This window comes from Brevibacillus sp. DP1.3A (assembly GCF_013284245.2).
Taxonomy (GTDB): Bacteria; Bacillota; Bacilli; order Brevibacillales; family Brevibacillaceae; genus Brevibacillus.
In genome coordinates this window covers 5,250,710-5,270,941 of record NZ_CP085876.1, presented here as the reverse complement: position 1 = coordinate 5,270,941, position 20,232 = coordinate 5,250,710, and the positions used below count along the sequence as shown (strand labels likewise).

Annotated in this window: 15 protein-coding genes; 14 read left to right on the top strand and 1 reads right to left on the bottom strand. The window is 48.9% G+C overall.

The genetic code is table 11. The annotated features are described in order from the left end of the window. Window positions 1-82: 82 nt before the first annotated feature. The 11 genes from HP399_RS24120 (at window position 83) to HP399_RS24070 (ending at window position 15,005) form a co-directional block, all read left to right on the top strand. Window positions 83-3,511 (top strand): DNA polymerase III subunit alpha, encoded by a 3,429-nt coding sequence (locus HP399_RS24120; protein ID WP_173620007.1) that lies wholly within the window; start codon window positions 83-85, stop codon window positions 3,509-3,511. A gap of 169 nt (window positions 3,512-3,680) precedes the next feature. Beyond that, window positions 3,681-4,925, top strand: a complete 1,245-nt coding sequence (locus HP399_RS24115; RefSeq protein WP_007725350.1) for an NADP-dependent malic enzyme — start codon at window positions 3,681-3,683, stop codon at window positions 4,923-4,925. A 105-nt stretch (window positions 4,926-5,030) separates the two neighbouring features. Beyond that, window positions 5,031-5,702 (top strand): FadR/GntR family transcriptional regulator, encoded by a 672-nt coding sequence (locus HP399_RS24110; protein WP_012685105.1) that lies wholly within the window; start codon window positions 5,031-5,033, stop codon window positions 5,700-5,702. An 81-nt stretch (window positions 5,703-5,783) separates the two neighbouring features. Then, window positions 5,784-5,966 carry a hypothetical protein gene (locus tag HP399_RS24105; RefSeq protein WP_007725347.1) on the top strand — a complete coding sequence of 61 codons (183 nt, stop codon included), beginning with the start codon at window positions 5,784-5,786 and terminating at the stop codon, window positions 5,964-5,966. Window positions 5,967-5,986: 20 nt separating this feature from the next. Further along, window positions 5,987-6,931: an acetyl-CoA carboxylase, carboxyltransferase subunit beta gene (accD, locus tag HP399_RS24100; RefSeq protein ID WP_173620006.1), complete on the top strand. Its 945-nt coding sequence runs from the start codon at window positions 5,987-5,989 to the stop codon at window positions 6,929-6,931. Beyond that, window positions 6,898-7,854: an acetyl-CoA carboxylase carboxyl transferase subunit alpha gene (gene accA, locus HP399_RS24095; RefSeq protein WP_173620005.1), complete on the top strand. Its 957-nt coding sequence runs from the start codon at window positions 6,898-6,900 to the stop codon at window positions 7,852-7,854. Before accD ends, accA begins: the two co-directional genes overlap by 34 nt. A gap of 221 nt (window positions 7,855-8,075) precedes the next feature. Then, complete coding sequence (gene pfkA, locus HP399_RS24090; RefSeq protein ID WP_173620004.1) at window positions 8,076-9,035, top strand: 6-phosphofructokinase; 960 nt, start codon at window positions 8,076-8,078, stop codon at window positions 9,033-9,035. 39 nt (window positions 9,036-9,074) lie between these two features. Next, a complete protein-coding gene (gene pyk, locus HP399_RS24085) occupies window positions 9,075-10,829 on the top strand; it encodes a pyruvate kinase (RefSeq protein ID WP_173620003.1) in 1,755 nt (584 codons plus the stop codon). A 441-nt stretch (window positions 10,830-11,270) separates the two neighbouring features. Next, window positions 11,271-13,532, top strand: a complete 2,262-nt coding sequence (gene nrdJ / locus HP399_RS24080; protein ID WP_173620002.1) for a ribonucleoside-triphosphate reductase, adenosylcobalamin-dependent — start codon at window positions 11,271-11,273, stop codon at window positions 13,530-13,532. A 643-nt stretch (window positions 13,533-14,175) separates the two neighbouring features. Further along, window positions 14,176-14,607, top strand: a complete 432-nt coding sequence (locus HP399_RS24075; protein ID WP_007725341.1) for an acyl-CoA thioesterase — start codon at window positions 14,176-14,178, stop codon at window positions 14,605-14,607. A gap of 2 nt (window positions 14,608-14,609) precedes the next feature. After that, window positions 14,610-15,005 carry an FxsA family protein gene (locus HP399_RS24070; protein ID WP_173620001.1) on the top strand — a complete coding sequence of 132 codons (396 nt, stop codon included), beginning with the start codon at window positions 14,610-14,612 and terminating at the stop codon, window positions 15,003-15,005. 77 nt (window positions 15,006-15,082) lie between these two features. On the opposite strand, the gene ytvI is transcribed toward HP399_RS24070, so the two are convergent. Beyond that, window positions 15,083-16,213 (bottom strand): sporulation integral membrane protein YtvI, encoded by a 1,131-nt coding sequence (gene ytvI / locus HP399_RS24065; protein ID WP_173620000.1) that lies wholly within the window; start codon window positions 16,211-16,213, stop codon window positions 15,083-15,085. 426 nt (window positions 16,214-16,639) lie between these two features. On the opposite strand from ytvI, the gene citZ reads away from it, so the two are divergent. From citZ to mdh, 3 genes are all read left to right on the top strand, one after another. Further along, window positions 16,640-17,752, top strand: a complete 1,113-nt coding sequence (citZ, locus tag HP399_RS24060; protein ID WP_007725337.1) for a citrate synthase — start codon at window positions 16,640-16,642, stop codon at window positions 17,750-17,752. 153 nt (window positions 17,753-17,905) lie between these two features. Then, entirely contained in the window at window positions 17,906-19,189 is a 1,284-nt protein-coding gene (gene icd, locus HP399_RS24055; protein ID WP_173619999.1) for an NADP-dependent isocitrate dehydrogenase, read from the top strand. Window positions 19,190-19,241: 52 nt separating this feature from the next. Next, window positions 19,242-20,180 (top strand): malate dehydrogenase, encoded by a 939-nt coding sequence (mdh, locus tag HP399_RS24050; protein WP_173619998.1) that lies wholly within the window; start codon window positions 19,242-19,244, stop codon window positions 20,178-20,180. Window positions 20,181-20,232 lie beyond the last annotated feature (52 nt).

Genomic DNA, 20,232 nt, shown 5'->3' with positions numbered 1-20,232 from the left:
TTCTTAACGTCCGGATGCGCTATACTTCCGGTATAATGTAAGAGAGATAGTTTCAATCGTGAAAAGTGAGAGGGGTAATATCATGACCTCCTTTGTCCATTTGCATGTTCATACGGAGTACAGTCTGCTGGACGGAGCAGCACGTATCAATGCGCTAGTGAAGCGAGCCAGCGAATTGGGCATGCATGCACTGGCTATGACAGACCATGCCAATCTATACGGGGCGATCCCGTTTTATAAAGCTTGTCTGGAGGCAGGCATCCAACCGATTATCGGAATGGAAATATACGTAATAGAAGGAAATCTTCAAGATCGCGTGCGAAATGCACCGCCACCTAGTCATCTGATCGTTCTCGCTGAAAACGAAATGGGCTACCGGAATCTCCTGAAGCTGGCGACAATCGCGAATACAGACGGCAACTATATTCTTCCGCGTCTCAACAAAGAGGTGTTGGCAAAGCATACAGACGGACTCATTGCACTAAGCGGTTGCCAACAAGGGGAAGTAGCCAAGCTGTTACTGGCTGGAGAAGCGGACGCTGCGAAAGAAGCAGCCCGCAAGTATCAGCGAGTGTTTGGTGAACAGCATTTTTATCTGGAACTGGCTGATCATGGCCTAGAAGTGGAGCGCAGGCTGAATACTCGTCTCGTGAAACTGAGCCAGGAGACGGGGATTCCGCTGATTGCGACGAACAATGTTCACTACATCCACAGGGAGGATCACCAGCAGCATGATATCTTGTTGGCGATCAAAGAAGGCAAGACGATTGGCGAAGAAAATCGTTTTCGCTACGAGACGGATCAATACTATCTAAAAAGTGCCGAGGAAATGGCAGCGCTCTTTGCCTTTGCTCCCCAGGCGTTAGCGAATACGATAGCCGTTGCAGATAGGTGCAAGCTGGAGCTTACCTTTGGTGCGCATATTTTGCCGGAATTTCCTTTGGCAGAGGGACAAGCTTCCACACAGTATTTGCGTGAACTGTGTGAAAAGGGCTGCCTGGAGCGATACGGTGAGATTACGCCAGAGGTGCAAGCGCGCCTGGATCACGAGCTGGCGATTATTACAGGGACGGGCTTCACCGATTACTTCCTGATTGTATGGGATTTCATGCGGTACGCTCACGAAAACGGGATACCGACTGGACCAGGACGAGGGTCTGCGGCAGGTAGTCTGGTCGCGTACGTTTTGAAAATCACGAATGTCGATCCACTTCGCTTTCAATTGCTCTTTGAACGCTTCCTCAACCCGGAGCGGGTGACGATGCCCGATATTGATATCGATTTTTCCGTAGAGCGCCGTGACGAAGTCATTCACTATGTAGCGAGCAAGTACGGTCATGATCGTGTCGCCCAGATCATTACCTTTGGAACGATGGCGGCTCGTGCAGCAGTGCGTGACGTTGGGCGGGCGTTAGGCCTGTCTTTGGGCATCGTGGATCGCGTGGCCAAAATGATTCCGCAATCGCCAGGTATGACGTTTGAGCGGGCGATGCAGATCAACCCGGATATCGGCAAGCTGTGCGCGGAAAACAAACAGGCAGCACAATTGATCGAAACGGCAAGGGGTGTAGAAGGCTTGCCGCGCCACGCCTCCACACATGCGGCGGGTGTCGTCATTTCGCGTGAACCGCTGACGAATTACGTTCCATTACAGACGGGAAATGAAGGCTTGGCGCTCACGCAGTATCCGATGGAGATTCTCGAAGAAGTTGGTCTATTGAAGATGGACTTCCTCGGCTTGCGCAATTTGACAATCATTCAGGAGACATTGCGTCATTTGCAGGAGCAGGGAATATCGCTTGATCTGGATAAGCTGCCGACTGACGATGAGAAAACGTTTCGTATGCTCTCCCGTGGAGAGACAACCGGCATTTTCCAACTGGAATCTTCGGGGATGCGCAATGTGCTGCGAGATTTGAAGCCGAGCAACCTCGACGACATCATTGCGGTTCTGGCGTTGTATCGCCCGGGGCCGATGGAGATCATCCCGCAGTACATCGCCGCCAAACACGGACAGAGCAAAGTACAGTACGCTCATCCTGTTCTCGAGCCGATTTTGCAGGAGACACACGGTTTTATGATTTATCAGGAGCAAATCATGCAGATTTCCTCGACACTCGCAGGCTTCAGTCTTGGTGAGGCAGATATTTTGCGTCGAGCAGTCGGGAAAAAGAAACGGGAGCTATTGGCGGAGCAGCGGGAGAAGTTCGTGGCTGGTTGTGTCCGGCAAGGGTACGGAGAAGAGCTGGGCAATCAAGTCTACGATTTGATCGTGCGTTTTGCCGATTATGGCTTCAACAAAGCCCACTCGGTGGCTTATGCGGTCATTGCCTATCAGATGGCTTATTTGAAAGCAACTTATCCGCTTGCGTTCATGGCAGCGCTACTCTCGTTGTCCATTGGCAGTCAAACGAGAATTGCCGAGTACACGGAAGAAGCGCGGCGATTACAGCTTACCGTGCTCGGGCCTGACGTGAATAAGAGCCTGGCCTACTTTACAGTGGAGCAGGATGCGATTCGCTTTGGTTTGGCCGCAGTGAAAAACGTCGGCTACGGTGCCATCGAATCAATCGTGAAAGAGCGAAAAGGCAGACCGTATCGCGACGTCTTTGATTTTTGTGCCCGCGTGGATGCGCGGTTAGTCAATCGCAGAGTAGTAGAGTCGCTCACTTTATGCGGCGCGTTGGACTCGTTGCCAGGACATCGCAGTCAGCTTTTGCTATTGCTAGATGAAGCGGTAGGAAAGGCAAACAGCAAGAGAATTGAGCGTGACGCCAACCAGCTCAATCTATTTGCGGGTGAAGAAGATGCGGCACCACTGCGTGAGCTGGCAGAATATCCCGAGGTACCGCCGCTCTCACATACGCAGCAATTAAAAGAGGAGCGGGATTTGATCGGGGTATACATCTCCGGTCATCCACTTGATCAATTTGCCCATGTCGCCAGTCGCCCGGAAGTAGCAGTTATCTCTTCATTGGGGGATGCGCCGCGCGACAAGACGGTGAAAGTATTCGGAATGATAACGGAAGCCAGACGCATCCAAACGAAAAAAGGGGACCCGATGGCGTTTATTACGCTAGAGGACAAAACGGCACCCGTAGAGCTGGTCGTTTTCCCACAGGTATATGCGAAGTATGCACCACTGCTCGAGCGCGAACAAATGGTCGTGGCAGAAGCCCGAGTCGATCATCAGGACGACATGGTCAAGCTCTTGGCTTCTCGTTTCTGGGATGCACAATCGCTGCCGCAGCCGAAGGCCGAGACTGTATTATTTGTCAAAATATCGGCAGAGCAAGAGCACGATTCGACGCTGCAAAGACTTTCACGCTTGTTTGTCGAAAAAAAAGGAACGATTCCTGTTATCCTCTTCTACGAAGGAAAAAGACAGACAATTCGCCTGCCAGAAGCAAATTGGGTAGACGTAGATGAGTCATTTTTGGAGCAAGCGCGAGAAATTGTGGGTCCTGACAGCGTAATTCGGAAAGAAATGCCTATAAATTGGGGAGGATGAGGAATGTCCTCCCTTTTTCGCCGTTTTCGGCAGGTTTACAGGAGAACAGTTTTTTATTATATTGAGAGCATAACTCAAAAAGTGGTCAGACCACTTGGAATAACCCAGGCATTTTTTGCTGCCTACAAGCCATCATAGAAACTATTATCGTGAAATGGAGTGGGATCTCATGTCCAACCTGAGAGAGGAAGCACTGGAGCTTCACAAAAAACATCAAGGAAAATTGGAGGCAGTGACCAAGGTACCCGTTCGCAATGCTTACGATCTGAGTCTTGCCTATTCTCCTGGGGTTGCTGAACCTTGCAAAGATATTTTTGATGACAAGTCCAAAGTGTACGATTACACGATGAAAGGTAATCTGGTTGCAGTAGTCAGCGACGGTACTGCTGTACTGGGTCTCGGAAACATCGGACCAGAAGCAGCAATGCCGGTTATGGAAGGGAAAGCAGTTCTGTTCAAATCCTTCGCAGGTGTAGATGCATTCCCGATTTGCTTGAATACAACAGATGTAGATAAAATCGTAGAGACAGTAAAACTGCTTGAGCCTACTTTTGGTGGCGTTAACTTGGAAGATATCGCAGCTCCTGCATGCTTCGAAATCGAAGAGCGTCTGAAACGCGAAACAAACATCCCAATTTTCCATGATGACCAACACGGTACCGCAATCGTTACAGCGGCAGGTCTGATCAATGCTCTGCGCGTGGTTGACAAAAAGCTGGAAGATATCCGTGTAGTAGCGAACGGTGCAGGTGCAGCTGGTATCGCGATCATGAAGCTTTTGATTTCTATGGGCGTTAAAGAAGTAATCATGGTGGATACAAAAGGAATCGTGTACGAAGGCCGTCCATTCGGTATGAACCCAGTGAAGGAACAAATGGCAAAAATTACAAACCGCAGCATGCTGCAAGGTGACCTGGCTGATGCAATGAAGGGCGCTGACGTATTTGTCGGTGTATCCGTAGCTGGCGCTGTTACACAGGACATGGTTCGTTCGATGAACCGCGATCCGATCATTTTCGCTATGGCAAACCCAGTACCAGAAATCATGCCACAAGAAGCAAAAGAAGCAGGTGCGGCAGTAATCGGTACAGGCCGTTCCGACTTCCCTAACCAAGTAAACAACGTTCTGGCATTCCCGGGTATCTTCCGTGGCGCTTTGGATGTACGTGCAACGGAGATCAACGAAGAAATGAAGCTGGCTGCTGTATATGCAATCGCAGACCTGATCACGCCAGAAGAGCTTACTGCGGATAAAGTGATTCCTTCCGCATTCGATCCACGTGTAGCGCCAAACGTAGCTGCGGCAGTAGCAAAAGCAGCGATGGAAACGGGTGTTGCTCGCATCACAGTTGATCCGGAAGAAGTAAAACAAAAAACGACGAAATTGACAGCTATCTCTTACCAAGAAGCGTAAAATACTCTTTATCGAGGCACCGACGACACCCTCCGCGCAAAAACGTAGGCTTCTTACAAACGTGGAGGGTGCTCCTCGTTAAAGGTACGAGTAAGGAGGATAATCGTGCTCGACTCTTCTCAAGATCGAAAGGTTTACGAAGGAATTCTCCTGCAACTTCATGAAATCATTCAGGAGCAAAACTTGCGACCCGGGGACAAGCTGCCGTCTGAGCGAGAGCTGTCCGAGCAACTGGGAGCAGGTCGCTCCTCTGTACGAGAGGCTCTTCGGGCTCTGGAGCTACTCGGACTCATTGAGACGCGTCGCGGGGAAGGCACCTTCCTCAAGCATTACCGACACAATCGGCTGATCGATATTCTTGGCTTTTTTATCCTACGGGATACCAAAACCAAGAAGGACTTGATCGAGATGCGGCGAATGCTAGAGCTGGATGCTGTCCGCTTAGCCTGTAGACGGGCGACTGACAAGCATTTTGATGAAATGGAACGCATCCTGGCCATTGCGGAGGAAAGAGTAGCAAGAGGCGAGGTACCTGCGGAGGAAGACTATCAGTTTCATCGTGTCATATGTCGCTCCAGCCGCAACTCGATTCTGCATCGCATCTGGACGCCTTTGGTTGAGTACAGCAACAGTATCCGTATTGAATCACTGTCACGCGAAGGCAGAGCGAGTGCAGCACTCGTAGAGCATCGACAGATTATGGAAGCCATTCGCGAAGGCGATGTGAACGTCGCATTAGAGAGAATGAAGAAGCATTTGGAGAACAGCAAGCTTTAGTTTTCCCCCAATTTGCGAGGGGCGCTGGCGCTGTGATATGATGATGCAGTCCTGTATTGGACGATTGAGGAGGAAGCCAGCATGTGGACGGTCATCTACATCGCTCCTAGCGCTAGAATTGCAGAACGGATACAGCAACGTTTGACAGATGAAGGGTTTTTGGTAAAGGTTCGCGAAGGTAAGGTCTCGAAGCAATACGAGATTCTTGTGCCGGAGAGCGAACTAAACGAAGTCCGGGATGTACTCGGCACGATCCTTCACTGAAGAGAAAGGTGGGTGTACCTGTGCTTAAAGATCTTTTTGGGAAAAAGCGCAAATTCGCTACAGTTCCTTCAGAGACACTAGCACGTGTCCCTGCTTCCACCGAAACTAGCAAGGAAGCGGGTACGAAAGAAAAGGAAGTCCCTGAGGGATTAATGAATAAATGCCCACATTGTGGGACGATTCACTACTCAAAGGATTTGGAGAAGAATTTGCGCGTCTGCAAAGGCTGCCAGTTCCATTACTCCATGTCCGCTCCAGAGCGTCTGCAAGCGCTTCTGGATGATGGGGTTCTGACAGAAGAATTTGATGCCAATTTGATTACCGCCAATCCACTCGGTTTTCCTGGTTATTTGGAAAAAATGGAGCAAGATATGGCCAACACCAATTTGAACGAGGCGATCATTACAGGCGAAGGTGTTCTGGGTGGAAGCCGCATTGTGATTGGGGTCATGGATTCTCGTTTCCGTATGGCGAGTATGGGATCAGTCGTCGGGGAAAAAATCACGCGCGCAATTGAGCAAGCGATCGAACGGCGTTTGCCTTTCATTCTGTTCAGTGCATCTGGTGGAGCACGTATGCAAGAAGGCGTATTGAGCCTGATGCAAATGGCGAAAACCAGCGCAGCGTTGTCTCGATTGGATCGCGAACGCTTGTTGTTTGTCTCGGTCATGACGAATCCTACATATGGTGGCGTATCAGCCAGCTTTTCTTCGTTGGGAGATTACAATATCGCAGAACCAGGAGCTATGATCGGTTTTGCTGGGCGTCGAGTCATTGAGCAAACGATCCGTCAGGAGTTGCCAAAAGACTTCCAAACAGCGGAATTCTTGTTAAAAAACGGGCAACTCGATATGGTGGTACACCGTAAGGATATGCGTAATACGCTGTCCAAACTGGTAGAGATGCACACGTCTCGGGAAGGAGTAGAAACATGGCAGGCGAGCTCTCCTTTGAAAAGCCATTAGTAGAATTACAAGATAAGATTAAGGAATTGCGCCGTTTTACTGAGGAAAAGGGAATTGATTTCTCTGATGAAATACAGCGTCTCGAACAAAAATCAAAAGAGCTTGCTGAGCAAATTTACGGTAATTTGACTCCATGGCAACGCGTACAGTTGGCTCGTCATCCGGAACGGCCAACGACTTTGGACTATATACAACTACTTTTTACTGATTTTATCGAGGTTCATGGGGACCGTTTGTTCGGAGACGACCATTCTATTGTGGGTGGAATTGCCAAGCTGGATGGGCGCCCCGTTACGATCATCGGTCACCAAAAAGGGAAAGACACAAAAGACAACATCAAGCGCAACTTCGGGATGGCTCACCCAGAAGGCTACCGGAAGGCATTGCGCATTATGCAGCAGGCGGACAAGTTCGGTCGCCCGATTATTTGCTTTATCAATACATCAGGTGCTTATCCTGGAAAAGCGGCAGAAGAGCGCGGTCAGAGCGAAGCGATTGCCCGCAATCTGCGTGAAATGGCGACATTTGGCGTGCCGATTATTTGTATTGTTATCGGGGAAGGCGGAAGCGGGGGAGCCTTGGCGATCAGCGTAGGCAACCGCATCTATATGTTGGAGAATTCCTATTACTCCGTGATTGCACCGGAGAGTGCCGCTGCGATTCTCTGGAGAGACTCCAGCTTGGGTATGCGTGCAGCGGAGACGATGAAAATTACGGCTCCTGATTTGTTGGAATTAGGAGTCATTGATGGAATTATTGATGAACCATTCGGAGGAGCCCATCGTGATTTGATCGCGCAGGCAGGGATGGTCAAGGCGGTCATCGCGGAACAACTAGAACAGCTGGGCCGTTTAACTCCAGAAGAATTGATACAGGACCGTTACGAGAAGTTTAAACAGATCGGAGAATTCGCCACCCTGTAAGAAACAGGGGGCGTTTTTTTCTTTTTTCTCCGAGGAAAATCTGCTACAATCGAAGTCGAATGAAAGAGTTATCAGAGCTTTCGAAAAGTATGGCACATATCTTTTCAGTGTATAACAGATATGAGGAATTGAGTGATACAGCATGTTTCATACAAAGTATGGTACATACTGTTTCCGTTAAATGACATGCTAAAGACGATATGATTGGAGAGGTGGATTCCATGCGAAAACTTGCAGTTCTCACTAGCGGTGGAGATTCTCCTGGAATGAATGCCGCAGTCCGGGCGGCTGTACGTCGTGCTCATTTTCACGAAGTACAAATGTTTGGGGTTTACCACGGATACGAAGGGCTGATGAGGGGAGATATCAAGGAGATGTCTCTAGGCTCTGTTGGGGATATTATCCAACGGGGAGGAACCATTCTGTACTCCGCTCGCAGTGAAGCGTTCAAGACGGAAGCCGGACAGCAAAAAGCAGTGGAGCAATTACGTGCTCATGGAATTGAGGGTCTGATTGTGATTGGGGGAGACGGGTCGTTTCGCGGTGCACAGAAGCTGACCGAAAGAGGCTTCCCGACGATTGGCGTACCGGGTACGATTGATAATGATATTCCATGCACCGATTTCACGATCGGGTTTGATACCGCATTGAATACCGTTGTGGAAGCGATCGATAAAATCCGCGATACGGCCACCTCGCATGAACGCACGTACATTATTGAAGTAATGGGGCGAGATGCTGGCGATCTGGCATTGTGGGCAGGGCTTGCAGCTGGTGCCGAGTCCATTATTATCCCGGAAGCGTCGCAGGAGCTGGACGATATTATTGAGCGTCTGCATGCTGGACAGCGCCGTGGTAAAAAGCATTCCATCATCATTGTGGCGGAAGGGGTAGGAAGTGCAGCTTCTTATGCCGAAGCGATCACGAAAGAGACGGGCTGGGAGACTCGCGTAACGGTACTGGGTCATATTCAGCGTGGTGGTTCCCCTACTGCGATGGACCGAATGCTGGCGAGCCGAATGGGTGCAGCAGCTGTCGATTTGTTGTTGAAAGGCAAGCAGGACCGAATGGTTGGGATTCAGAACAACGAGATCGTTGACGTTGATTTTCAGGAAGCATTGGCGAAAAAGCATCAATTGGATTTATCCATTTATCAATTGGCGCGCACGCTATCTATATAAAACTAACAGTTTTCGGAGTGTAGAGGAGGCTTACATCCTATGTTAAGGAAAGCAAAAATCGTGTGTACCATTGGACCGGCGAGTGAAACGGTTGAAACACTGAAAAAATTGATCGAAGCAGGAATGAACGTAGCGCGTTTGAATTTCTCGCACGGTTCCCATGAGGAGCATGCGGCGCGAATTGTAAACATTCGTCAGGCATCAAAAGAAACCGGGAAACCTGTTGCAATCCTGTTGGATACAAAAGGTCCTGAAATTCGTACGGGTACGCTCGCAGTAGATGCAGTCGAGCTCGTAGAAGGAAATACGCTGATCCTCACCACTGAGGAAGTACCAGGTACTGTTGAGCGCGTCTCCATTACGTATCCGGAATTGCCTCGTGATGTAAAAATCGACGATACGATCTTGATCGACGACGGTTTGATCGGGTTAACTGTACAGGAAGTGAGTGACACCGAAATCATCTGCTTGATCAAAAACGGTGGAACACTGAAGAGCAAAAAAGGCGTCAATGTTCCGGGTGTCAAAATCAACTTGCCAGGTATCACAGAAAAGGATGCACAGGATATCGAATTCGGTATTGAACAAGGAGTCGATTTCATTGCGGCTTCCTTCGTACGAAAAGCATCGGATATCTTGGAGATTCGCAAAATCCTGGAGCGCCATAACGTGCGTATCGATATTATCGCGAAAATCGAAAACCAAGAAGGCGTCGATAACGTAGACGAAATTCTGGTAGTAACAGATGGAATCATGGTTGCGCGCGGTGATTTGGGCGTAGAGATTCCGGCAGAAGAAGTACCACTTGTTCAGAAGAAGCTGATCAAGAAGTGTAATGAACTCGCGAAGCCAGTTATTACGGCGACACAAATGCTTGATTCCATGCAGCGCAACCCACGTCCGACACGTGCGGAAGCGAGTGACGTTGCGAACGCCATTTTCGATGGTACAGACGCAATTATGCTCTCCGGTGAGACGGCTGCCGGTAAATACCCGGTTGAGTCTGTCGAAACCATGGTGCGCATCGCTGTACGTGCAGAGCAAGAGCTGAATTATCGTGAGATCTTGTACGCACAAGCACAGCTCAAACAAGTGACGATTACCGATGCCATCAGCCAAGCTGTATCCAATGCAGCATTGGATCTGGACGCAGCAGCAATTATTACTGCGACCGAAAGCGGACACACAGCTCGCATGGTATCAAAGTTCCGTCCAAAAGCACCGATCGTGGCTGTAACGCCGCATGAAGCGATTATTCGCCGTCTTGCACTCGTAAATGGCGTGTATCCGGTGAAGGGCGAAATGGCGAATACAACCGATGAAATGCTGGAGATGTCTGTCCAGGAGGCGCTCGATGCAGGCTTCGTTCGTCATGGCGATCTCGTTGTGATCACAGCAGGCGTACCTGTCCGTGAAGTTGGGACAACGAACCTGATGAAAATCCACGTCATTGGCGATGTGGTAGCAAAAGGACAAGGAATCGGCCGAAAAGTTGTCACAAACAAGGTAGTTATTGCTAGATCCGCTGAAGAGGCGCTGGCAAAGGTAGAAGAAGGGGCGATCCTCGTAACCATCGGTACCGACTCCGATATGATTGAAGCGTTTGGCAAGGCTGGCGCAGTGATTTGCGAAGAGGGTGGACTTACCTCTCACGCAGCCATCGTAGGCTTGAATCTCGGCGTTCCAGTCATCGTAGGTGTGCAATTTGCTACGGATGTATTGAAGGACGGGCAAATCGTAACGGTGGATTCTGAACGTGGGCATATTTACTCAGGGCATGCCCGGATTCTGTAGGTAATACTATTCATCTTTCATACAGAATACCTCTGAAGGGTGACCAAGCGTCACCCTTTTTTGGCTTGGGGAAAAAGGATTAGCCGACGAACTACCTGATAAGTTTTACCAGATAACGGTGATTATTAGGTGGTGCAAAGCGAGTGGGAATCTGTTAAAATCGGTCGGTGGCTTTGTGTCAGGACGGATTAAATCCATACGTTCGGGGTTTCCAAATCATGACAGAATGGGTGTTGTAGCGCTCGTTGCCAGGAAAAGGCTGAACAAAAAAGGGTCCTTCTGTACGTCCAATGTTCGGGATTTTGTGTCAAGTGTTTTTTTAGAGCAAACACAACATCTAGTATTGTCGAAAATTATTTCGCACAATATATAGGTAAAACTATTGAGTTTTACAGATAAAGATAGTTAAACTAGAGAGGAAAGATTCGAAGGAGGAACGATATGCTGGCGACCGAAACCGTATCCCGAACTCAATTTTTGCGGGATGAATTCTTAAATCAATATCCTGATTTTCCGATCCATATGAGTCCTCTGGGACAATTTGTTTACTACCGTACTTATTCTCGCTTTGTACCGGAAAAGGGAAGACGAGAAACGTGGAAAGAAACTTGCCGCCGCTCGGTGGATTACAATATTAAGCTGGCTTATCAGCATTTGAACAAAATCGGAATGTACGCCGATTCTCGCGCAATGGAAAAAGAGGCAGAAGGTTTGTTTGACAACATGTTTAACCTTCGCCAGTTTTTGTCTGGCCGTACCTTGTGGGTTGGCGGTGCAGACAACGGCGTAGCGGATTTGTATCCGTTGGCGAACTTCAACTGCTCCTTCCTGAACATCAAGTCTTGGGATGACTTGGGCGATTTGTTCTACCTTCTCTTGGTAGGAACTGGCGTAGGCTTCAAATGCACGAAGGAAATGGCTGCTGGACTGGGCCCGATTCGCACGAATGTTTCGCTGCTTTCTTCTGAATACAGACCGTTGCCAAAGCATCAACGCCTGGAGCGCTCTGAGCTGAATGTACTGGATAACGGCTTTGCCAAAATTTATGTGGGAGACAGTAAAGAAGGCTGGGTAGAATCCCTCCGTCTCTACCTGCAAATTTTGACAGATTCCACTTATGAACACATTCACACCGTGAAAATCTCTTACAACAGCGTGCGTCCGAAAGGCGAGCGACTGAAGCGTTTTGGCGGTACTGCTAGTGGTCATGAACCACTTCGTGAAATGTTTGAAGGAATCGATAAAGTGTTGAAAAACCAAATCGACCAGCATTTGGCACCAATCGAGAGTGATGGAAAAGGATACGGTAAAATCCGTCCGATACATATTCTCGACATTGGAAACCTCATCGGAGCAAACGTCGTAGTAGGTGGCGTACGCCGTACAGCGGAAATTTTCCTGTTCGATCACGATGATTACGAGTGCATGCTGGCGAAATACGGCATCAATGGCTTCTGGACAGAGGATCAGCTGAACCACCACCGTCGTGTAGGCGAGCTGTTGGGAGAGCATAAGCCTGTATGGTTTGACAGCATCCAAAATGTAGGAGATGGACGCTCCGGTCTGGATCACCGCCGCATGTCCAACAACTCGATCGCCTTTACCAAACAACCGACCAAGCCATTCTTGAACCTTGTGTTCACCTTGATGCAATTGGAAGGCGAACCAGGCTTCATCAACTTGGAAGAAGCAAACCGTCGTCGTCCAAATGCAGAGGGCTTGAACCCTTGTGCAGAAATCCTGCTCGATTCTTATGGCGTCTGCAACCTGACGACAGTCAATCTGGTTGAATTCGTGAAGGATCGCGAGGATGGCTCCAAGTATCTGGATCTCGATGGCTTGCTGGAAGCACAACGCAAATCTGCTCGTGCCGGTCTGCGTATGACGCTGGTTACGTTGGAGCTGCCGCATTGGGATACCGTTCAACAGCGTGACCGTTTGCTCGGAACTTCCCTTACTGGTGTGAAGGATGCGCTGGCATCCCTTGGCTATACAGAAGAGCAAGAGCTCGAACTGCTGCGCAAGCTGGGCGATGCTGCTCGTGACGAGGCGAACCGTTATGCGTATGAGCTGCGAGTGAATTCTCCACTCCTGGTAACGACCGTGAAGCCGGAAGGTACGCTGTCTCAGGTAGCTGGTGGTGTCTCCAGTGGTCTGCACTGGTCCCATTCGCCGTACTACATCCGCCGCATTCGTATCAATGCTGAGGATCCATTGGCTAAAGCAGTACAAGCTCTTGGCTGGACAGTAAACCCAGAGGTAGGATCACCAGGTGAAACGTATGAAGAGCGCATGGCAAATGCACGCACACTCGTTATCGATTTCCCTGTAGCATCAGGTGCAGAAGAAACGAAGAACGAAGTAAGTGCAAAACGCCAATTCGATACGTACTTCCGTTTCCAGAAAGAATATACCGAGCACAACTCTTCGAACACCATTACGGTTCGCAAGGAAGAGTGGGTAGAAGTAGAAGACATCGTTTACGAAAACTGGGATAATTTCGTAGGTGTATCCTTCTTGCAATTGGATGGAGGAAACTACCAATTGGCTCCATATGAAGAGTGCACCAAAGAACAGTACGAGGCATTGAAGCAGTCCATGAAGCCATTTGATCCTGCGATTTTGCAGCAGTACGAAACCGGCGGAGAGGCTGATCTGTCCACGGCTGAATCTTGCGAAGGCGGCGCTTGCCCGATTCGCTAAGCGATCCGAATAATAGGAGACAGGGGGGAGACTGGAAGAAACAGTCTACCCCTGTTTTGTTGTATGTGGCTGTAGTTAGAGAAGAATATTTCCAGTCTAGGCTCCAGGCTCCGTCCCTCGGGGAAGCTTGGACTGCCCGCTCCGAAGGGATTAGCGGGGAAACGCAAAAGTGGTAGCCGCTACGTCGCGTGGGCACGGTTGCGTTTCTTTTGCCCGCTAATCCCTTCTCCGCTCGGTAGGACTCCACAAGTCGCTACGCCTGGAAATATTCTTCTCTAGCGTAACAGATGCGATTCTTCAATCTATTAAGGCATTTAAGACCCATCTAACACGGAAAGCTCGTAGAGGAAACAGGAGAAATAAGCGAAGATCTTAGGGACACCGACCGAGACGGAATGCCAAAAGCGAAACACGCCCTTAAGCGTCCACCTCTGAAACACATCCTGAATGGACCACTTTGGACGCGGTTTCGCTTTTGGCATGGAGTCGGGCAGTCAATCCTGCAGGGGGTGGCCCTAGAAGCTGAGCGTTTTCTCCTGTTTCCTCTCCACCACTACAGCACCGTATATACTGTCTATATCAATGAGCCTTGAGTAGGGGGACTATGGTACAATTATTGATATAGAGAAAGGAGCGATCCAAAATGACTCCCATTATTCATTCCCATCGATTGCGCGTCCGCTATGGCGAAACCGATCAGATGGGTGTGGTCTACCATACGAATTACTTGAACTGGTTTGAAGTAGGAAGAACAGAATTGATTCGCCATGCGGGGATCACCTATCGTGAGCTTGAGGAAAAAGGCGTACTTCTGCCTGTTACAGATGCGAACATCTCTTACAAACAACCCGCCCGCTATGACGATGAGGTAGAAATACGGACGCGAGTAAAAGAGATGAGTCCTGTCCGCCTCACTTTTGCTTACGAGATTGTTAGATTGCCTGACCAACAGCTGTTGGTTTCAGGAGAGACGATGCATGTATTTACCAACACAGCTTTGAGGCCGATTCGCTTGTCGCGAGCGGAGCCTGACATCTATGATTGGTTGGACTCCCAGCATAAAGGAGGGGAATAGGCATGTTCCGCTTTTTTGCCATTCTGTTTGTCGTCGCGTTTGGATTAGAGCTTTGGGGGCTTATTACCATTGGATCGTGGATCGGTGGTTGGAACACAGTCGTGCTGGTTATTCTCACGGGGATCTTGGGAGCTTGGCTCGCGAGGCAGCAGGGGATGCGAGTATTCCGGATGGTCCAACATCAGTTGTCGCGTGGGCAAATGCCTACGGATTCGCTCATCGATGGTGTTTTGATCTTGATCGGTGGCATTTTGCTCTTGTTGCCTGGATTCGTCACGGATGTGATTGGACTGGTCTTCCTCATTCCGTACACACGGATGATTATTCGTCATCTGTTGAAGCGCTGGCTGTGGAATCTCATCTCGTCTGGTCGTGTTCAATTGTTTTTCCGCCGCTAATACAGATATTCCCTATAAAAAAGAACCGCTCCGAGCTGTGTGACATGCTGCTCGCAAGCGGTTCTTTTTATGTTGGGTCAGGTTTTCTTTCCACGGATATAGCCCCATACATCGACGAAGACGTTGGCTTTTACCAAAGCATTGATCATGACGAGTGAAACAGGTCCGATGATCAAGCCTAAAAATCCAAACAACTGGAGGCCGACAAACAGCGCAACCAGCGTGAGGAGAGGATCGAGACCGACGTTTTCCGCAACGACTTTTGGCTCGATAATTTGACGGAAAATCAAGACGACCCCGTACAAAATGGACAAGCCGATGACCATCGTGTAATTGCCTTTAAAAAACATGTAGATGATCCAAGGGACAAAGACGGTCCCTGTCCCAAGATAAGGCAAGAGATCAACCAAGCCCGTGATCAAGCCAATCGTAATTGCGTATTCGACACGCATGAACAACAGACCAATAATCACGATGGCAGCGGTTAAGGAGATGAGAGTCAACTGCGCCTTGACGAACCCGAACAAGGCATTGCGCAAATCGATAAAAATTTGATCGAGACGGCTGTTTACCCCTGTTGGCAAAAGACGGCGAGCCCGCGCTTCCCAAAGAGCAAAATCTTTGGAGATAAAGAAGGCACCCATGATGGAAATGACAGAAACCGTCGCCATATTTGGGAGTGAAACAAGAAGGTTTTTCAATCCATCCAGGAATTTGACGATCAAATCCTGCCCGACATTCGTGATGGTCGAGATCGCACTGCCTACCGTACTGGTAAGCTTATCCTTATAGCTTGGATCGAGCTGATCGTAAAACCACTGAATCTGATTGTAAATGCCCATCAAGAAGTCTTGAGAAATCGTATTTTGCAAATAATGGGCCAGCTCCTGTGAAACGACTGGCAAGCGTTTGGCCAGCTCTCCGATTTCCACGACCGTTTCCGTGATGATCAGTGTGACCACTCCACCAGCGAGCAGCATCAAAATCAAGAGCGCGATTATGACCGAAAGCCAGCGTGGAATCCGGAACTTTCTGGTCATGAACGTAACTGGTTTGTTGATGATGAGCGCAATGATTAAAGCGATTATAAATGGGTACAGTAAGGGTGTTGCGTACTGGAATACCCAAATCCCTACATAGACAAGCAGGCAAACCCATAACAAGCGAATGATTTGAAAGAGGCGCTCTACCCAGTTTTCCTGATTCAAACGATTTCTCCTTTCCGCCGCGAAGGTGCGAACAAAATACTGATGTTTCTATTATGCAGCATGCCTGATGGGTGGAGCAAGAATCGCGAAAAAACAAAACTCCGTTTCACCCTTCGAAACATTTTTTCGCCAACCTTATTCACAAAATCGCAATAATCTTTTATAATTGGGTCGTCTTAGTGGATTCTTTTCTCTCGCCTCTCCCCTTACACGAGCGTCATTTTTTATGTACGACCTTGTGAGGATTTGCGTGGATACATTCCCTGTCAAGAGTGGTGGATGAAAGAAACCGCTGCTTACAATTGCATAGATAGGATGTTCAAAAAGTCGTCTTTTTTGAACGTGATCAGGTCGTTTATCAGTCATGGCGGACAAGCGAAGACTAGATAAGCACTACTACTTGAGTGGAAAAGGAGAGGGAGTTCAATGACAACTACTCGTGGACTTGAAGGCGTTGTTGCCGCTCAATCATCCATCTGTTCGATCGTCGATGGGGTTCTTTGCTATGGCGGGATCAACATCGATGAGCTGGCAGAACATGCAACTTTTGAAGAGGTTGTATATTTGCTCTGGCATGGAGCGTTACCGAAGCGTGATCAGCTAGACGCTTTGAAAAAACAATTGGGTGAAAATGCAGCAGTGGCCCAAGAAGTGCTGGAAAGCATTCGCCACTATCCAAAAGGCGTACACCCAATGGCGGCGTTGCGCACAGCTGTCTCTTCGCTAGCGCTCTACGACACAGAAGCGCAAGATATGTCTTCTGAAGCCAACTATCGGAAATCTATCCGTCTGATGGCACAAACTCCTACCTTGATCGCTGCTTACGAGCGTATGCGTAAAGGTCTGGAGCCAGTAGCTCCACGTGCAGATTTCACGATTGCACAAAACTTCCTCTACATGCTCACAGGCCAAGAGCCAACAGAAACGGCAGTAAAAGCGTTTGACGTTGCTCTGATCCTGCATGCTGACCATGAGTTTAATGCATCTACATTCTCTGCTCGTGTATCTGTTGCGACTCTGACTGACATTTATTCCGGTATCGTGTCCGCAATCGGTACGCTCAAAGGCCCTCTGCATGGTGGCGCTAATGAAGCAGTAGCGAAAATGCTCAACGAAATCGGCGGCATGGCTAACGTAGAATCCTACATCCGCACCAAGCTAGATAACAAGGAAAAAATCATGGGCTTCGGACACCGTGTATACAAAGACGGTGACCCACGTGCGAAATGGCTGAAAGAAATGTCCAAAGCACTGACCGCGCAAATCGGTCGCCCTGAGCTGTATGAGATGTCTGTGAAGATCGATGAAATGATTTCCGGCGAAAAAGGCTTGAAGCCAAACGTTGACTTCTACTCCGCATCTGTTTACATTTCTCTCGGTCTCGAAACAGACCTGTTCACACCGATCTTTGCCATCAGCCGTATGTCCGGTTGGACGGCACACATCATGGAACAGTATGAAAATAATCGCCTGATCCGTCCTCGCGCGGATTACACCGGTCCGGTCAACCAACACTACGTTCCAATTGACCGCCGCTAAGAACTCGCTATTTTCGAGCGTGGAGGGCAGGTGGTCAGCCAAGCTGATCGCACCTGAGCGCAAGCTTGAGAACTACCACGAGTGAGTGGTAGTTCTCCTACGTCTGGAAATATTCATAATCACCGAATATATATAACACTGGAGGGATTTTTTGTGTTTAAAAACCTGACGCAACCAACTGTAGGCGAAAAAATTACTGTGGATAACGGTAAACTGGTAGTTCCAAACAATCCGATCATTCCTTTCATCGAGGGTGACGGTACTGGCCCTGACATCTGGAAAGCTTCCGTACGCGCTCTGGATGCTGCTGTAGAGAAAGCTTACAATGGCGAGAAAAAAATCGCTTGGTTCGAAGTATTCGCAGGTGAAAAATCCTTCAACCAATACAACGAGTGGCTGCCAGAAGATACGCTGACTGCTGTTCGTGAATACCTGATCGCAATCAAAGGTCCTTTGACTACACCAGTTGGTGGCGGTATCCGTTCCATCAACGTAGCACTGCGTCAAGAGCTGGATCTGTATGCTTGCGTACGTCCTGTTCAATACTTCGATGGTGTTCCATCCCCAGTGAAACATCCTGAATTGACTGACATGGTAATCTTCCGCGAGAACACTGAAGACATCTACGCTGGTGTAGAGTGGGCTGAAGGTACTCCAGAAGTGAAAAAAGTAATCGACTTCCTGCAAAACGAAATGGGCGTGAAGAAAATCCGCTTCCCAGAAACATCTGGTATCGGTATCAAGCCTGTTTCCAAAGATGGTACAGAGCGTCTGGTTCGTGCAGCGATCGACTATGCAATCGAAAATAAGCGCAAATCTGTTACCCTCGTACACAAAGGCAACATCATGAAGTTCACAGAAGGTGCTTTCAAAAGCTGGGGATATGCACTGGCTGAAGCAGAATACGGCGACAAAGTATTCACTTGGGCACAATACGATCGTATCAAAGCTGAAGGCGGCGACGCTGACAAAGCACAAAAAGAAGCAGAAGCAGCTGGCAAAATCATCGTGAAAGATGTTATCGCTGACGCGTTCCTGCAACAAATCCTGACTCGTCCAGCTGAGTACGATGTAGTAGCAACACTCAACCTGAACGGTGACTATGTATCTGACGCACTGGCTGCACAAGTAGGCGGTATCGGTATCGCTCCAGGTGCAAACATCAACTACCTGACTGGCCATGCGATCTTCGAAGCAACTCATGGTACAGCTCCAAAATATGCTGGTCTGGACAAAGTAAACCCATCCTCCGTGATCCTGTCCGGAGAAATGATGCTGCGTCACCTGGGCTGGAACGAAGCAGCTGATCTGATCATCAACTCCATGGAAAAAACCATCTCCGCGAAAACAGTAACATACGATTTCGCTCGTCTGATGGAAGGCGCACAAGAACTGAAATGCTCCGAGTTTGCTGACGCTCTGATTCAAAACATGTAAGATAGATTTGGGTACAAATTTTTACACTTACATTTTTGGAGGGGAATAGTTCATGGCATTCAACCGTAAAAAAATCGCTGTTATCGGTAGTGGCTTCACTGGTGCAACAACTGCATTCATTTTGGGGCAAAAAGAGCTGGGCGACGTAGTATTGGTTGACATTCCGCAACTGGAAAACCCAACAAAAGGTAAAGCGCTCGACATGATGGAATCCTCTCCAGTATTAGGCTTTGATGCGAACATCACAGGTACTGCGAACTATGAAGACATCAAAGATGCTGATCTGGTCATCATCACAGCAGGTATTGCCCGCAAGCCTGGCATGTCCCGCGATGACTTGGTGAACACCAATGCTGGCATTATGAAATCTGTTGCAGAGCAAGTAAAAACATATGCACCTAACTCTATCGTGCTCGTACTGTCCAACCCAGTTGACGCGATGACGTACACCTTCTTCAAAACGTCCGGCTTCCCGAAAGAGCGCGTAATCGGTCAATCCGGCGTTCTGGATTCGGCTCGTTTTCGTACCTTCGTGGCTATGGAGTTGAGCGTATCTGTAGAAGACGTAACGGGCTTCGTTTTGGGTGGTCACGGTGATGACATGGTTCCTTTGGTTCGCTACTCTTATGCTGGTGGTATCCCATTGGAAAAATTAATCCCGAAAGACCGTCTGGATGCGATTGTAGAGCGTACTCGCAAGGGCGGCGGCGAGATCGTGAACCTTCTGGGGAACGGTTCCGCTTACTATGCACCTGCGGCTTCCTTGGTACAAATGGCTGAGGCCATCCTCAAGGACAAAAAACGCATTCTGCCATCCATCGCTCTTCTGCAAGGAGAGTACGGCTACAACGATCTCTACCTGGGTGTACCGACTCTGCTCGGCGCAAACGGGATCGAGAAAGTGATCGAATTGGATCTGACTGACGAAGAGAAAGCAGCTCTCGATAAGTCTGCTGACTCTGTACGCAGCGTAATGGCTGTTTTGAAATAAGATCAATACATGTAAGACGCCTTTCTTTGGGAAGGCGTCTTTTTTGCTTGAT

Excerpts from the sequence above, each read along its gene's own strand:
- mdh (WP_173619998.1), top strand. The coding sequence starts at position 19,242 with ATGGCATTCAACCGTAAAAAAATCGCTGTTATCGGTAGTGGCTTCACT.
- citZ (WP_007725337.1), top strand. The coding sequence starts at position 16,640 with ATGACAACTACTCGTGGACTTGAAGGCGTTGTTGCCGCTCAATCATCC.
- HP399_RS24105 (WP_007725347.1), top strand. The coding sequence starts at position 5,784 with ATGTGGACGGTCATCTACATCGCTCCTAGCGCTAGAATTGCAGAACGG.
- HP399_RS24120 (WP_173620007.1), top strand. The coding sequence starts at position 83 with ATGACCTCCTTTGTCCATTTGCATGTTCATACGGAGTACAGTCTGCTG.
- HP399_RS24115 (WP_007725350.1), top strand. The coding sequence starts at position 3,681 with ATGTCCAACCTGAGAGAGGAAGCACTGGAGCTTCACAAAAAACATCAA.
- pyk (WP_173620003.1), top strand. The coding sequence starts at position 9,075 with ATGTTAAGGAAAGCAAAAATCGTGTGTACCATTGGACCGGCGAGTGAA.
- accA (WP_173620005.1), top strand. The coding sequence starts at position 6,898 with ATGGCAGGCGAGCTCTCCTTTGAAAAGCCATTAGTAGAATTACAAGAT.
- pfkA (WP_173620004.1), top strand. The coding sequence starts at position 8,076 with ATGCGAAAACTTGCAGTTCTCACTAGCGGTGGAGATTCTCCTGGAATG.
- HP399_RS24070 (WP_173620001.1), top strand. The coding sequence starts at position 14,610 with ATGTTCCGCTTTTTTGCCATTCTGTTTGTCGTCGCGTTTGGATTAGAG.
- nrdJ (WP_173620002.1), top strand. The coding sequence starts at position 11,271 with ATGCTGGCGACCGAAACCGTATCCCGAACTCAATTTTTGCGGGATGAA.
- HP399_RS24075 (WP_007725341.1), top strand. The coding sequence starts at position 14,176 with ATGACTCCCATTATTCATTCCCATCGATTGCGCGTCCGCTATGGCGAA.